At 63.2% G+C, this 12,567-nt stretch carries 15 protein-coding genes and 1 tRNA gene; 3 read left to right on the top strand and 13 right to left on the bottom strand.

Features of this window, described 5'->3' with window-relative positions; all coding sequences use genetic code 11:
- The 10 genes from flgK to flgB all read right to left on the bottom strand — a co-directional run bounded on the left by flgK (position 1) and on the right by flgB (position 8,925).
- On the bottom strand, positions 1 to 1,620 hold the full coding sequence (gene flgK, locus ACYVD0_RS17815; protein ID WP_460428051.1) for a flagellar hook-associated protein FlgK: 1,620 nt from the start codon (positions 1,618 to 1,620) through the stop codon (positions 1 to 3).
- A 108-nt stretch (positions 1,621 to 1,728) separates the two neighbouring features.
- A complete protein-coding gene (gene flgJ, locus ACYVD0_RS17810; RefSeq protein WP_460428050.1) occupies positions 1,729 to 2,721 on the bottom strand; it encodes a flagellar assembly peptidoglycan hydrolase FlgJ in 993 nt (330 codons plus the stop codon).
- Positions 2,721 to 3,875: a flagellar basal body P-ring protein FlgI gene (locus tag ACYVD0_RS17805; protein ID WP_460428049.1), complete on the bottom strand. Its 1,155-nt coding sequence runs from the start codon at positions 3,873 to 3,875 to the stop codon at positions 2,721 to 2,723. Before ACYVD0_RS17805 ends, flgJ begins: the two co-directional genes overlap by 1 nt.
- A gap of 11 nt (positions 3,876 to 3,886) precedes the next feature.
- Entirely contained in the window at positions 3,887 to 4,567 is a 681-nt protein-coding gene (locus tag ACYVD0_RS17800) for a flagellar basal body L-ring protein FlgH (protein ID WP_460428048.1), read from the bottom strand.
- A gap of 22 nt (positions 4,568 to 4,589) precedes the next feature.
- Positions 4,590 to 5,372 carry a flagellar basal-body rod protein FlgG gene (flgG, locus tag ACYVD0_RS17795; RefSeq protein ID WP_460428047.1) on the bottom strand — a complete coding sequence of 261 codons (783 nt, stop codon included), beginning with the start codon at positions 5,370 to 5,372 and terminating at the stop codon, positions 4,590 to 4,592.
- Positions 5,373 to 5,417: 45 nt separating this feature from the next.
- A complete protein-coding gene (locus ACYVD0_RS17790) occupies positions 5,418 to 6,173 on the bottom strand; it encodes a flagellar basal body rod protein FlgF (protein WP_460428046.1) in 756 nt (251 codons plus the stop codon).
- Positions 6,174 to 6,186: 13 nt separating this feature from the next.
- Positions 6,187 to 7,338, bottom strand: coding sequence for a flagellar hook protein FlgE (gene flgE / locus ACYVD0_RS17785; RefSeq protein ID WP_460428045.1), 1,152 nt, complete (start codon positions 7,336 to 7,338; stop codon positions 6,187 to 6,189).
- Positions 7,339 to 7,410: 72 nt separating this feature from the next.
- Entirely contained in the window at positions 7,411 to 8,079 is a 669-nt protein-coding gene (flgD, locus tag ACYVD0_RS17780) for a flagellar hook assembly protein FlgD (RefSeq protein WP_460428044.1), read from the bottom strand.
- Between the two features lie 8 nt (positions 8,080 to 8,087).
- The gene (gene flgC, locus ACYVD0_RS17775) at positions 8,088 to 8,495 is read right to left on the bottom strand and encodes a flagellar basal body rod protein FlgC (protein WP_460428043.1); all 408 of its coding nucleotides are present in this window, start codon (positions 8,493 to 8,495) and stop codon (positions 8,088 to 8,090) included.
- Positions 8,496 to 8,514: 19 nt separating this feature from the next.
- The gene (gene flgB, locus ACYVD0_RS17770; protein ID WP_460428042.1) at positions 8,515 to 8,925 is read right to left on the bottom strand and encodes a flagellar basal body rod protein FlgB; all 411 of its coding nucleotides are present in this window, start codon (positions 8,923 to 8,925) and stop codon (positions 8,515 to 8,517) included.
- 158 nt (positions 8,926 to 9,083) lie between these two features.
- Here flgB and flgA point away from each other — a divergent pair, with 158 nt between their 5' ends.
- The 3 genes from flgA to ACYVD0_RS17755 all read left to right on the top strand — a co-directional run bounded on the left by flgA (position 9,084) and on the right by ACYVD0_RS17755 (position 10,647).
- On the top strand, positions 9,084 to 9,785 hold the full coding sequence (flgA, locus tag ACYVD0_RS17765) for a flagellar basal body P-ring formation chaperone FlgA (RefSeq protein ID WP_460428041.1): 702 nt from the start codon (positions 9,084 to 9,086) through the stop codon (positions 9,783 to 9,785).
- A gap of 100 nt (positions 9,786 to 9,885) precedes the next feature.
- Complete coding sequence (gene flgM / locus ACYVD0_RS17760; protein WP_460428040.1) at positions 9,886 to 10,173, top strand: flagellar biosynthesis anti-sigma factor FlgM; 288 nt, start codon at positions 9,886 to 9,888, stop codon at positions 10,171 to 10,173.
- Positions 10,174 to 10,197: 24 nt separating this feature from the next.
- On the top strand, positions 10,198 to 10,647 hold the full coding sequence (locus ACYVD0_RS17755) for a flagella synthesis protein FlgN (protein ID WP_460428039.1): 450 nt from the start codon (positions 10,198 to 10,200) through the stop codon (positions 10,645 to 10,647).
- 110 nt (positions 10,648 to 10,757) lie between these two features.
- Here the strand turns inward: ACYVD0_RS17755 and ACYVD0_RS17750 are convergent.
- From ACYVD0_RS17750 to ACYVD0_RS17740, 3 genes are all read right to left on the bottom strand, one after another.
- Positions 10,758 to 10,847: transfer RNA gene (locus ACYVD0_RS17750), tRNA-Ser, on the bottom strand.
- An 865-nt stretch (positions 10,848 to 11,712) separates the two neighbouring features.
- The gene (locus ACYVD0_RS17745; protein WP_460428038.1) at positions 11,713 to 11,856 is read right to left on the bottom strand and encodes a hypothetical protein; all 144 of its coding nucleotides are present in this window, start codon (positions 11,854 to 11,856) and stop codon (positions 11,713 to 11,715) included.
- Positions 11,857 to 12,012: 156 nt separating this feature from the next.
- Entirely contained in the window at positions 12,013 to 12,264 is a 252-nt protein-coding gene (locus ACYVD0_RS17740) for a hypothetical protein (RefSeq protein ID WP_460428037.1), read from the bottom strand.
- Positions 12,265 to 12,567 lie beyond the last annotated feature (303 nt).

Below are 12,567 nucleotides of genomic sequence, written 5' to 3'. Positions count from 1 at the left end.
TCAGGCGTCGAGGCCGAGCAGGGTGTCGAGTACGGTCGCCCCCACCTCGATGACCTTGGCGCTGGCCTGGTAATACTGCTGGTAACGGATCAGGTTGGCCGCTTCCTCGTCCAGGTTGACCCCGGATTCCGACTGCTGCAGGGCACGCAGCTGCTGGGTGAGCCCCTTCTGCGCGGCCAGGTTGACCTGCACCACGTTGGCCCGGTTGCCGACATCGCCGACTATCGCCGCATAGCCCTGGCTGAGGGTAGCGATGCCGCCGACCAGCGCCTTGCTCTGCAGGTTCTGCAGGGCCAGGGCGTTGCGGTTGTCGCCGCTGCCGGTACCGTCGGCGGCCTGGCCGGCAGCTATCAGCGAGGTGTCCTGGATGACGTTATCCAGCTGGCCGGCGGCGCGGCGGGTCGGCTGGATGAGGAAGCGGTCGCCATCGGCCGGGGTGCCGTTGACCGCCACGCTCATGCCGCCGAACTCGAGAGTGGTAGCGGCGGCTGCGAAGGCGAGGGTTTCGCCGGTGTCGCGGTGGGTCACGGTATAGCCGTCGGCCGCCGAGAATTTCACATCGTAATCGCTGGCGGTCAGCCCGCTCAGATCCTCGGAGAAAGTCGCCTCCAGGTAGGCGGCACTGGCATTGTTGGCATTACTGTAGACGGTCGGCTCGCCGATGGAGAAAAAATCCTGGCCAGGATCGCCATTGAGATCGACACCCTCGGCGTGCTGGGCGTTGAAGCCCTGCGCCAGGGACACGGCGAGCTGGCCGAGCTGATTCTGGGTCTTGTCCAGGGTTTCCCTGCGGAAGGTCATCAGCCCTCCCAGTTCGCCACCCTTGAAGGTGGTTTCGGCGAATTCGCGCAGGTTGCCGGCGCCGTCCTGATAACCGACCACAGTGCGCGTCGGATCGGCGGACGAAGCCATGGTCTCCAGGGCGAAGCTGCGGGTGCCGGCAACCAGGGCCTGGCCGTTGCCGATACTGATGTTGTAGCTGCCGCCGTCCTGGATGGTCAGGTCCACGTCGACCATCGTGCTCAGCTCGGCGACCAGTTGGTCTCGCTGGTCCAGCAGGCTGTTCGGTGCCGTGCCGGTCTTGGCCTTGGCCAAGCTGATCTCGCGGTTGAGCATGCCGATCTGCTCGGCCGTGTTGTTGATCTGGAAGACCACGTCCTTGATCTGCCCGTTGACGCCCCGCTGCATATCCTCCAGATAGCTGTCGAAGGCCCGGAACTGCGCGGTCAGGGTGTCGGCCGTGCCGATCAGTCCCTGGCGGGCGGCCGGGTCGGAGGGCGACGAGGCGAGATCCTGCAGGGAGGAAAAGAAGCTCTGCAACAGGGGCGCCAATCCCGCCTCGCTATCGGCCAGCAGGTTGTCGATCTGGGTGATCTGGGTCTCGTAGGTATCCAGCGCACTGGAGTTGCTGGTAGCTTGGTTGAGCTGGCTGGCGACGAATTGGCTGAACTGGCGCTGCACGCCATTGACCTGCACACCATTGCCCACGCCACTCTCGCCTAGCAGGGTGGTCTGGCGGTTGTAGCCGTCCGTGTAGACGTTGGTGATGTTGTTCGAGGTGGTGCTCAATGCCATCTGGGCGGCATTCAGACCACTGATGCCGATGGAGAAAATGCTCATGAAACCTTCCCTTTCGCAGCTTGTTTCAGGTTATCGGCTGCTGTGACGAAGACTTGAGGCGGGCGCACCCGCCACGTCCCGGGTGGCCCTTCGGGGGCTATCCTGTGCTCAGTCCCGAGCCCCCGCCGCCTGCCCCATGTCCGCCGCGTCCAGGCGAGCGATCTCGTGCGTCTGACCGAGCGGGCCGAGGGTAGCCATTACCGCGATCAGCTTGTCGGCGTAGGCCGGATCGGTGGCGTAGCCGGCCTGCTGCAGCGCCTGAGCAGCCTGACTGGCGTCCTGCGCGGCCACCACCCCGGCGTAGCGGGGATTGTTGCCGATCAGGCGGGCGTAGTCGGCCATGGCGGCCTCAAAGGACGGATAGGCACGGAACCGCTCCACCCGCTTCTGTGCCTGGCCGTCGGCATACTCGGTGGTCAGCACGTCGACAGTCGCTCCGCGCCAGTGAGTGCCAGCCTTGATGCCGAACAGATTGTGGCTGTCGCCGCCGTTGGCCGTGGTGATCTGCCGCCGCCCCCAGCCGGTTTCCAGGGCCGCCTGGGCGAGGATCAGCCCGGCGGGCACGCCGCTGGCGCGGCTGGCACGCTGCGCCGGCGCCTGCAGGCGGGCGAGGAAGTCCGTCACATGTGCCGGACGCTCCACCACGACACCCAGCGGGGTCCGCGACTCCACCGTTCGCTCGCCCTCGGCCTGCGCGCCAGGCGAAAGCGCCACGCTGCCGTACAGCGGTCGCGGCGTGCCTCGCGGGATACCGGCCAGCAGATCCTCCTCCCTGGCGTTATCCTTGGCGCCTGTCGCCTGGCCGGTCCCGCGCAGCTGGCCAGCCAACTGCTCGGCCAGTCCCAGGCCATGTCCGGCCAGATGCTGCGCCCACTGCTGGTCCAGCAGCTCGGTATACAACCGCGTCTGTGCGCTGTCGAATAGGCCCGATTGCGGGCTAGCCTCGCGCATGCTTTTCAGCATTGCCTGCAGGAACAGCGCCTCGAACTGCTTGCTCACCTCGCGCAGTGCGGCCGGCGAGTCCTCGCGGGCGGTGTGCTTGAGGCGCTGCAGCCCCTGCAGGTCGAGGGCGAAACGCTCGCCGAGCGCGGCCACGCCCATCAGATGATCTCCAGTTCGGCGCGCAGGGAGCCGGCGGCCTTCAGCGCCTCGAGGATCGACATCAGATCCTGGGGCGTGGCGCCCAGGGCGTTGAGCGCCTTGACCACATCCATCAGATCGGCGCTGCCCTCGACCAAATGCAGGGCGCCGCCCTGCTGCTCGATGGAAATCTCGCTGTTCGGCGCCACCACCGTCCGCCCCCGGCTGAACGGCTCCGGCTGGGATACCCGGTTGTCGGTGTCGATGACGATCGACAGGTTGCCGTGCGCCACGGCCGCCCGGTGCAGCTTGACCGTGCCGTTGAGCACCACGGCGCCGGTGCGCGAGTTGACGATCACCTTGGGCCGTTCCGAGATCGGCATGACCTGGACGCCCTCCACCCGCGCCATGAAGTTGACCCGCTCGTTCGGCGACGACGGCCCCTGCAGGCGGATCAGGCCGCCGTCCCGGGCGCTGGCCACGGTACGGCCGAATTCGTTGTTGATGGCGAGCACCACCCGCCGGGCAGTGGCGAAGTCGGGATAGCGCAGATACAGATCGAGCTCGCCCCTGGCATTGCCGAGCTCAAGCGGCACCTCGCGCTCGACCAGCGCGCCGCGGGCGATCCGTCCGCCGGCCTGCTGGTTGATCTGTACGCTGCTGCCGTTGGCCTGAGCGCCGACCCCGCCCACCAGCAGGTTGCCCTGGGCCAGGGCGTAGGTTTCCCCATCCATCCCCTTGAGCGGCGTCATCAGCAGGGTGCCGCCGCGCAGGCTACGGGCATTGCCGATGGAGGAAACAACGACGTCGACCTGCTGGCCGGGGCGGGCGAACGGCGGCAGGTTGGCGGTCACCATCACCGCCGCGACGTTGCGCATCTGCATGTTGCTGCCGGAGGGCACGGTGATTCCTAGCTGCGACAGCATGTTGGTCAGCCCCTGTTCGGTGAAGGGCGTCTGGGTGGTCTGATCGCCGGTTCCGTCCAGGCCAACAACCAGGCCGTAGCCGACCAGCACGTTGTTGCGCACGCCGGCGAAATCGGCGATGTCGCGCACCTGCTCGGCCGCCGCCCCGACCGGGAGCAGCAGGCAGGCGAGACAGAGCAGCCGGCACAGCGCCCGGCATGCCGTAGTGGCGAAGGACGCGGGTCGGGCACGGGAAACGGAATCAGCCATGTCAGGATGCATCAGAATGGGGACACATTGAGGAAGAAGCGCTGCAGCCAGCCCATGTGCTGGGCCTCGTTGATGTAGCCATCGCCGACGTATTCGATGCGGGCATCAGACACCAGGGTCGACGACACCGTGTTCTGCACGGTGATGGTGCGCGGATTGACCATGCCGGAGAAGCGGATGAACTCGGTGCCCTGGTTGATGGCGATCTGCTTTTCGCCGACCACGCGCAGATTGCCGTTGGGCATTACCTGCAGCACCGTCACGGTGATGGTGCCGGTGAAGGAATTGTTCGCCCGCGATGCGCCGCTGCCGGCAAAGTCGTTGCCGCTCGAGGCGTCGGCGCCGAACTCGCCCACCTTTTCCGGCTTGTCCGAAGTCGTGGAGAAGCCCAGCGACATTCCCCCCGAACGGTTGGCATTGGAGGCCGAGTTCTTGCTGGCGCTGACCTGCTCATTGAGCACTATGGTCAGGATGTCGCCAACCATCCGCGGACGGCGGTCCTCAAACAGAGGCTGGTAGATATGGCCGGTCTGGAAGATGGAGCCATTGGCCTGCCTGGGCGGCATCCGGGGAGCCTCCATCGGCTCATCCCGGACCACCGAAGTCCGCGGCAGCTGCGCGCAGCCGGTCGCGGACAGCAGAGCGGCCAGCAGCAGGCCCTGGCCCGGGCGAAGCCTACATGGACGGAACACTCGACTATTCCTCGCCATGCGCTTACAGCTGGGTCAGACGCGCGAGCATCTCGTCCGAGGTTTCCACGGCCTTGCTGTTGATCTCGTAGGCACGCTGGGTCTGGATCATGCTGACCATCTCTTCCACCACATTGACGTTGGAGGTTTCCACGTAGCCCTGGTAGAGGCGGCCAGCACCGTTGGTGCCCGGGATGTTCTCGTTGGGCGCCCCCGAGCTGGCGGTTTCCAAGTAGAGGTTCTCGCCGATGCTCTGCAGGCCGGCCGGATTGATGAACAGCGCCAGGTTGAGCTGGCCGACCTGGTTGGGCTGGGCGTTGCCGGGCTGGGTCACCGAGACGATGCCATCCTGGCTGACGGTCACCGATAGGGCGTTTTCGGGAATGGTGACGCCACCCATCAGCAGGTAACCACTGGAGGTGACCATCTGGCCGTTCTCGTCGAGCTGGAAGCTGCCGTCGCGGGTGTAGGCGGTGGTGCCGTCGGGCATCTCGACTTGGAAGAAGCCCTTGCCGTTGATCGCCAGGTCGTTCGAGTTTTCGGTCCCCTGCAAGTTGCCCTGGCTGTGCAGGCGCTCGGTGGCCACCGGACGCACGCCGGTACCGATCTGCAGACCGGACGGCAGCTTGGTCTGGGTGGTGTTGTCGGCCCCGGGCTGGCGCAGGTTCTGGTAGAGCAGGTCCTCGAATACCGCGCGGGTGCGCTTGAAGCCATTGGTGCCGACGTTCGCCAGGTTGTTGGCGATCACGTCCATCTGCACCTGCTGGGACTCGAGGCCGGTCTTGGCCGTCCACAACGATCTGATCATCGGTGAAATTTCCTCCGTTCACGGCCGTCGCGACGGCCGCGCCTGTCAGCCCTGCAGGGACAGCAGGCTGTTGGCGCGCTGCGCGTTGTCGTCGGCGCTAGCGATGGCCTTCATCTGCATTTCATAGCGCCGCGCATTGTCGATCATCGCCACCATGGCTTCGGTGGCACTGACGTTGCTGCCCTCCAGGGCACCGGTAACCAGCCGCGCGGTTTCGTCGGCAGCCAGCGGCTGCGGGGCTCCGTCGGCGCCCGGCGGCGCACGGAACAGGCCGTCCTCACCGCGCTCGAGCTCGCCGGGAGCGGCGGTCGCCAGCTTCAGGCGGCCCACCGCGGCGCTGGTATCGGGATCCTGCCCTTCCTCCACCACGCTGACGGTACCGTCGCTGCCGATCGTCACCTCACTGCCCAGCGGCACCAGCAAGGGGCCGCCATCGCCGATCACCGGATGGCCAGCCACCGTCATCATGCCGTTGCCGTCGATCTGCACGTCGCCGCGGCGGGTATAGGCCTCGCTACCGTCGGCGGCCTGTACCGCTAGCCAGGCATCGTCGTCGAGCGCCACATCCAGGCCGCGACCGGTGCGGGTGACCGGCCCCTGTGTGAAGTCGACGCCGACGGTGGCGACCCGCACCGAGGTACGGGTCGGCAAGCCCTCGCCGTCGACCGGCACCGCCTGAAGCTCCATCAGTTGGGCACGGAAGCCCGGCGTCACCGCGTTGGCCAGGTTGTGGCTGACCACCGCCTGCTGGTCGAGGCTCTGCTTGGCGCCGCTCATCGCGGTGAATAGCATACGATCCATGGATCAGGCTCCGTCAGCGGCCGAGGTTGACCGCTTGCTCGAGCACGTCACTCTGGGTCTTGACCGACTGGGCGTTGGCCTGGAAGTTGCGTTGGGCGATGATCAGACTCACCAACTCCTTGGTCAGGTCGACGTTGGAGGTTTCCACCACACCGCTTTCGACCGTTCCGAGCTGCCCGACGCCAGCCATGCCCACCAGGGGCTGTCCCGAAGCCGCGGTTTCCACCCAAACGTTGTCGCCCAGCGGCTGCAGACCTTCCGGGTTGCGGAAACTGGCCAGTTGGATCTGGCCGAGAACTTGGCTCTGCTCGTTGGAGTAGTTGCCAATGATGTTGCCGTTCTCGTCCACGCTGAAACCCACCAGACTGCCGGCGGTGTAGCCGCTCTGGGTCAGGCTGGACACCTCGAAGTCGTTGCCGAACTGGGTGGTGCCGGTCAGATCCAGCTCGAAATCGATGCCGGCGGCGCCATTGGTCATGGCGAAGATGAAGTCGCTTGCCGCATAGGCGGCATCGAGCACGCCGCTGGAAGTGAAATTGACGCTCTGCGAGTTTGCCGATACATCTCCGTCAAGGGCGGCATGCACTTCCCAGGTATTGGTGCCGGTCTTGGTGAAGTACAAGCTCAATTCATGAGCATTGCCCAGGGAGTCGTACACCGTGGCGGTATTGGCGTAGGAATAGGTGGCCGAGTCGGTCGCATCGAAAGTCGCCGTCACTGCATCGGCACCGGCATCCAGATTCAGGGTGGCCTCGACCTCATCCGTCGGACTGGCCTGCAAGCCTTCGGAGGGGATCTGGATGACGCCGTCCGCTCCCATCAAGCGGGCGCCCTGGGCATTCTCCAGGTAACCGTCGGCGCTCAGGCTCAGTTGGCCGTTGCGCGAGTAGACCACCTGGCCGCCCTGCTCCAGCCGGAAGAAGCCCGAACCGCTGATGGCCAGGTCGAGCCCGCGGTCTGTGGTTTCCAGGTTGCCGGAGTTGAAGTTCTGCATCACGGCCGCGACCCGGGTCCCCAGGCCAACCTTGGCACCGGCATAGACGTCGGCGAACAGGGTGGTGGAACTCTTGAAACCGACGGTCTGCGAGTTGGCGATGTTGTTGCTCACCACGTTGAGGTTAGTGGAAGCGGCGTTGAGACCGCTCAATGCCTGCGAAAAACCCATGTTCTGCTCCGTGAAGGTTATGGCGGCCGGCTGCCCGGCTGGCCGGGAATCTTTGATCGGCGGGAGACTTGCTTAGAGAATCTGGCGAATATCCTTGAGAGCGACGCTTCCCTGCACAGCTCCCAGGTCCAACTGCAGCCCCCCGCTGCTGCGGGTGACGCCACTGACCTCGGCATAGTGAAGGGTGGTGTGCGAGAGAGTCTCACCCTCGGCGCTGGCCTTGATGCTTACGGTGTAGGCGCCGTCCGGAGCCGCGCTGCCATCGTCCAGAGTGGCGTCCCAGACGAAGGACTGCACGCCGGCGTCCAGCGCCCCCAGGTCGAACTGGCGCACTACCTGGCCATTGCCGTTGGTGATGGTCACCTTGACCTGATCGGCCGGCTTCGCCAGCTCGATGCCGAACGCCGTCGCTACCTGGTTACCGACCAGTACTTGGTTGCCGGGCACCAGCACGCCATGCCCGACCAGCGCAGCGGCCTGCAGGGCCTGGCTCTCGTCGATCTGCCCAGTGATGCTTTCCAGCGTCGTGTTCAGCTCCTCGATGCCGTTCAGCATATTGATCTGCGCCAGCTGCGAGGTCAGCTCGGAGTTCTCCATGGGATTGAGGGGATCCTGGTTCTGCAACTGCGTCACCAGCAGGGTCATGAAGTTTTCCCGCAGCTCTTCGGCGGTGTTCTTGCTCTGCGTCGTGCCGACATTGCCGTTGAGGGCGTTGACGACCGAAGTGTCGATGGTGCTCATGGAAGAATTCAGCCCTCGCCAAGCGTCAGGGTTTTCAGCAGCAACTGCTTGCTGGTGTTCATCACTTCGACATTGGCCTGGTAGGAGCGCGAAGCGGCGATCATGTTGACCATCTCGTGCACTGGCTCGACGTTGGGCAGGCTCACGTAGCCCTCTCCGTCGGCCAGCGGATGCTCGGGGCGATATTCCTGACGCAATGGCGAAGGATCTTCCACGACCTGAGTCACACGCACACCGCCAATACCTGAGCGCCCCCGAGCCTGGGCTTCGAAGAGCACCTGCCTGGCACGATAGGCCTGACCATCCTCGCTACCCACACTGTCCACGTTGGCCAGGTTGCTGGCGGTCACGTTCATCCGCTGCGACTGCGCGCTTAGTGCCGAGCCGGCGATATCGAAGACACTGAACATCGACATGCTTTTTTACCTACCCCCTTCACTCCGGTTGCATGGCAGTCTTAAGCCCCTGCAGGCGGCTGTTCAAAAAGGTCAGACTGGCCTGGTAGCGCACCGTGTTGTCGAGGTACTGGGTCCGCTCGCGATCCATGTCCACGGTGTTTCCGTCCAGGCTGGGCTGGTCAGGAACCCGATAGAGCAGCTCGCGCACCGCGAACGCCTCTGAGGTTCCCTGCAAATGCCGCGATGAGGTGGTCGTCAGGCGCATGGAGGAAACCCTCCCCCCATCCTTGACTGCCCTGGCCAGCTCACGGGAAAAGTCGAAATCCCGCGCACGAAACTCCGGCGTGTCAGCATTGGCGATATTGCCGGCCAACACATGCTGGCGCTCGGAGCGCAGACTCAAGGCTTCCTGTTGAAAGCGCAGCGAGGCATCGAGTTTGTCGAGCATGCCTGCGATTCCTTATTGGGTCATTTATGTAGTGGCAGAATAGCGGCACACTTTCCAGGGCAAAGGCAGAAACAGGCCCGCATTTACCGACCAATTCTGCCCTTGTCCCAGCGGCCTACTCCCTAGAATTTCTGCCTCGCCGCCGACGGAACAACCGCATGTCGAGTCTTCCTCCGCTTCGCCTCCCCTTGAAGGTGCTGCTATGCCTTCTGGCCTGGCTGCCAAGCCAGCCGGCCGAGGCCGCGCCAGACCTGCTGGAAACCAGGGTCCGCGAACTGATCCTGCAGCGCTTGCCAGCCGGCGATCGGCAGGACGTGCGCATCGAGATCGAGCGCCCAGCCGCCAGCTTTCCCGACTGCGACGACCCCCAGCCGTTCCTGCCGCAACCCAACCAGCGCTTACAGGGACGGCTCACCATGGGCGTTCACTGTCCTGGAGAAAGCCAGCCGCACCGCTACCTGCAGGCCTCCATCGGCATCCTTGGGGAATACGTGGTCGCCCGGCGCATGATCGAGCCCGGCGAAATCATCGAGCCCAGCATGCTTGCGATGCGAGAGGGCCGATTGGAGCGCCTGCCTCGCAACGTTGCGACCTCAGCAGGAGAGATTCTCGGTATGCAGGCCATTCGCGCCTTCGCCGAGGGCAGCACACTCCGGCGCAACGCCCTGCGCACCCCCGAACTGATCGAGCGCAATGCCCGAATTGTCTTCGAGGCTCGGGGACCCGGCTTCATTGTCAGCCGGGAAGCCACCGCACTCGACAGCGGCGGCCTGGACAGCGAAGTACGAGCACGCACCGAAGGGGGGAAAATACTGCGCGGCAGGGTCATTGGTCGCAATCGACTACAGGCCAGCCAGTGAGCCCCAGCTGGCAGCTTTCGCATTTTGGCAAACTGGCAGTTCAAGTTTGCCTGCCAGGGGCCGATACTTCGTCTTGGAAACATTGCGAGAGAAAGCCACCGTGAAAATCGACAGCTCTACCCTACCGACTGCTGCACAGCTGCCCGAAATCAGGGAGACCAGCCCTCGCATCCGCCGCGACGAGCCCCTTGCACAGCCGGAATCGCCCGCCGCAATTGCCCACATCAGCCAGGCCGCAGAGGCGGATGCAACGCAAGACATCGATATAGTCCGTGTCGCAGAAATCCGCCAAGCAATTGGCGAAGGTCGCCTGCAGATTCGCCCTGAACGCATAGCCGAAGGATTGATCGAGAGTGTCCGCGAATTACTCGACGACGCCGGGGCTTGAGTTTTCTCGCCTGAAAGGACTTCCATGAGCCTGAGCAAGCACCTTGCGACCCAGCAACAGACCCTGCGGCGCTTTATCGGACTGCTTGAAGAGGAGCAGCAAGCTCTGATCAAAGCCGATATCGATGGCCGACGCCTGACCGGCCTGGCCACCACAAAGCAGACGCTGCTTGCCGAACTCGAACACCTGGAAAACCAGCGCAGCAACGCCCAGATCAAGCTTGGCTACGGCGCAGGACGCCGCGGAGCCGAACAAGCCGCCCTGGATGCCGGCTGCCTTCCAGCCTGGCAACGCCTGCTCGAATTGGCCACCCATGCCCAACTGCTGAACCGCCTCAACGGTGACACCATTCGCAATCGCCTGGGACACAACCAGCGCATTCTGAACTTCCTGCACGAAGCGGCCGGACATTCCCTCTATGGGCCGGATGGACGCTCCCGACGCCATGGCAGCTTCTCCGGGCTATCGACCTGAAAGGCCGGAGAAAGCAGTAAGGACAAAAGGACACGGCCATTGCAGACCGCCCGACATATCCACCCTGAAAACGCAAAGGCCCCGATCTCTCGGGGCCCTTGTTTTCAATCTGGCGGTGGGGGAGGGATTCGAACCCTCGATACGGTTTCCCGTATACACACTTTCCAGGCGTGCTCCTTCAACCGCTCGGACACCCCACCGGACATCTACGGACCTTCTTGCCCGTCGACGGCGCGTAATCTATCCGAACAACGATTAGAAAGCAAAGCTTTTTTCAAAAAATTCATGCGCTTAGCCGGAGAGTCGGATCCGCAGCACCTGCTCGCCATGGCGAAATGGCGCCATCCTGGGCCAGGCCAGAGCCAGGGAAGCGAAGAGACTGCTAAAGAACAGCTGAACCACTCCCCAAGGGCTATGGCTCAGCGGAGCCAGAGCCAAGCCAATCAAGGCCACGAGCGCCAGCCCGGCCAAGCTGGCCCCAGTAGACGCGTTGGAAAGTTTGCACCGAATCATCGGCATGCCTCCTTTCACCCAGAAATGCGTCACCATATTGCGCGGACAACAGCACAGCCAATTACCTCTACCCAAAATTCAATAGACCGCACATTAATGGGGACAGCCAAGTCAGTTTTGGGCGGTGAATCACCATAACGCCCTGAATCCCACTGTTTCCCAAGTTTCGGACAGATGGCCATAAACATGGCCCCTTCGGAACATGCCCTAGCCGGCGAACACAATCGCATGGATGGTCAATACCAATAACAAAATGATATAAAAAACAAAAAACACGCAAAATCCTTCTACATGCCCGAGTGAAAATCCTTTAAAGTTTTCCCTATGAGTCAGCACCCTTCGAAATGAAAGGGAGTCACCTCATGGCACAAGACATGCATTGTAAAAATGACCCAATGTCATATCAACAATAAGAAAGGCAGAGCATGTTCAGACAACCCAAAAAAGTCAGGCAAGTCGGCCTGATCGTTTTCACCATCCTGGTGCTCCTGATCCTACCCAACCTGAACCATTTGATGGGGTAGAACGCTGTCGCCCGGTGCATCCATCGACTCAACGTACCGTCGACAGCCACCAGGCCAGCAATGGCAGAAGCAAACCGAACGCCAGAAAGGTCGAGCACAACACCGGACTCGCCACCGGCTCCGGGGAGCACACGGCGAACAGGAACTGGTAGTTGAATACCACTACCGGCATGGCCGACTGCGTGACCACCCCCCCTGCGCCAGCGATGACAGCCCCGGCACCAGGCCGCGCCGGCTCTGCAGAGAATCCGCAGCGCACCGAGCAGCATGCCCTGACCCAAGCTGGCGGGTACGGATGCTGGCCAGCGCACGCCCAGGGTGATCAGCATCACCGGGATGGCCATGCCACCGAGCAGTTGCACGGTATTGCCCTGCCAGAGCGGCACTCAAGGTCGAGCAGCAGGATCGGCAGGACCAATCCGAGACCGACAATGATCGGGTTGACCAACAGCCTCCTGAAGGAATGCTCGGCGCCGGAAAGCACCATGCCCAAGGTGAAGTATCCCACCGAAAGCACCAGAAAGAAGGCCACTGCTAGCGCCAGCCCCTCCTCGCCGAAGGCATGAAGGCTGATCGGCAACCCCCTGTTGCCGGAATTGAGGTACAGACTCCCGCCACGATCACGATAAAGATGGGCGCCATCACGACAAACAACTCAGCCAGCAGGGCTTTTTCCTTAACCGGTCGATAGGAAGCCGTACATCCTGGCTGCTTGGTCTCAGGAAGTAGTGGTTTGAGTCGCTTTTAAATTGCCATGGAACTGTATGCCACTGCTCCAGGTTACTAATCTTTTAAAAAGTAATGTCATGCTGCTGTATATCGGCAGTCCGGGTGGCGGAAAAACGATCTCACCAGCTCCGGCAACTTCTGGATTCTGCGCAGC

The organism is Azotobacter armeniacus, from assembly GCF_054779355.1.
The sequence above is the reverse complement of the archived record's forward strand: the minus strand, read 5'-3'. Positions and strand labels throughout refer to the sequence as shown.

Excerpts from the sequence above, each read along its gene's own strand:
- flgK (WP_460428051.1), bottom strand. The coding sequence starts at position 1,620 with ATGAGCATTTTCTCCATCGGCATCAGTGGTCTGAATGCCGCCCAGATG.
- flgJ (WP_460428050.1), bottom strand. The coding sequence starts at position 2,721 with ATGGGCGTGGCCGCGCTCGGCGAGCGTTTCGCCCTCGACCTGCAGGGG.
- ACYVD0_RS17805 (WP_460428049.1), bottom strand. The coding sequence starts at position 3,875 with ATGGCTGATTCCGTTTCCCGTGCCCGACCCGCGTCCTTCGCCACTACG.
- flgG (WP_460428047.1), bottom strand. The coding sequence starts at position 5,372 with ATGATCAGATCGTTGTGGACGGCCAAGACCGGCCTCGAGTCCCAGCAG.
- ACYVD0_RS17790 (WP_460428046.1), bottom strand. The coding sequence starts at position 6,173 with ATGGATCGTATGCTATTCACCGCGATGAGCGGCGCCAAGCAGAGCCTC.
- flgE (WP_460428045.1), bottom strand. The coding sequence starts at position 7,338 with ATGGGTTTTTCGCAGGCATTGAGCGGTCTCAACGCCGCTTCCACTAAC.
- flgD (WP_460428044.1), bottom strand. The coding sequence starts at position 8,079 with ATGAGCACCATCGACACTTCGGTCGTCAACGCCCTCAACGGCAATGTC.
- flgC (WP_460428043.1), bottom strand. The coding sequence starts at position 8,495 with ATGTCGATGTTCAGTGTCTTCGATATCGCCGGCTCGGCACTAAGCGCG.
- flgB (WP_460428042.1), bottom strand. The coding sequence starts at position 8,925 with ATGCTCGACAAACTCGATGCCTCGCTGCGCTTTCAACAGGAAGCCTTG.
- flgA (WP_460428041.1), top strand. The coding sequence starts at position 9,084 with ATGTCGAGTCTTCCTCCGCTTCGCCTCCCCTTGAAGGTGCTGCTATGC.
- ACYVD0_RS17755 (WP_460428039.1), top strand. The coding sequence starts at position 10,198 with ATGAGCCTGAGCAAGCACCTTGCGACCCAGCAACAGACCCTGCGGCGC.
- ACYVD0_RS17745 (WP_460428038.1), bottom strand. The coding sequence starts at position 11,856 with ATGCCGGTAGTGGTATTCAACTACCAGTTCCTGTTCGCCGTGTGCTCC.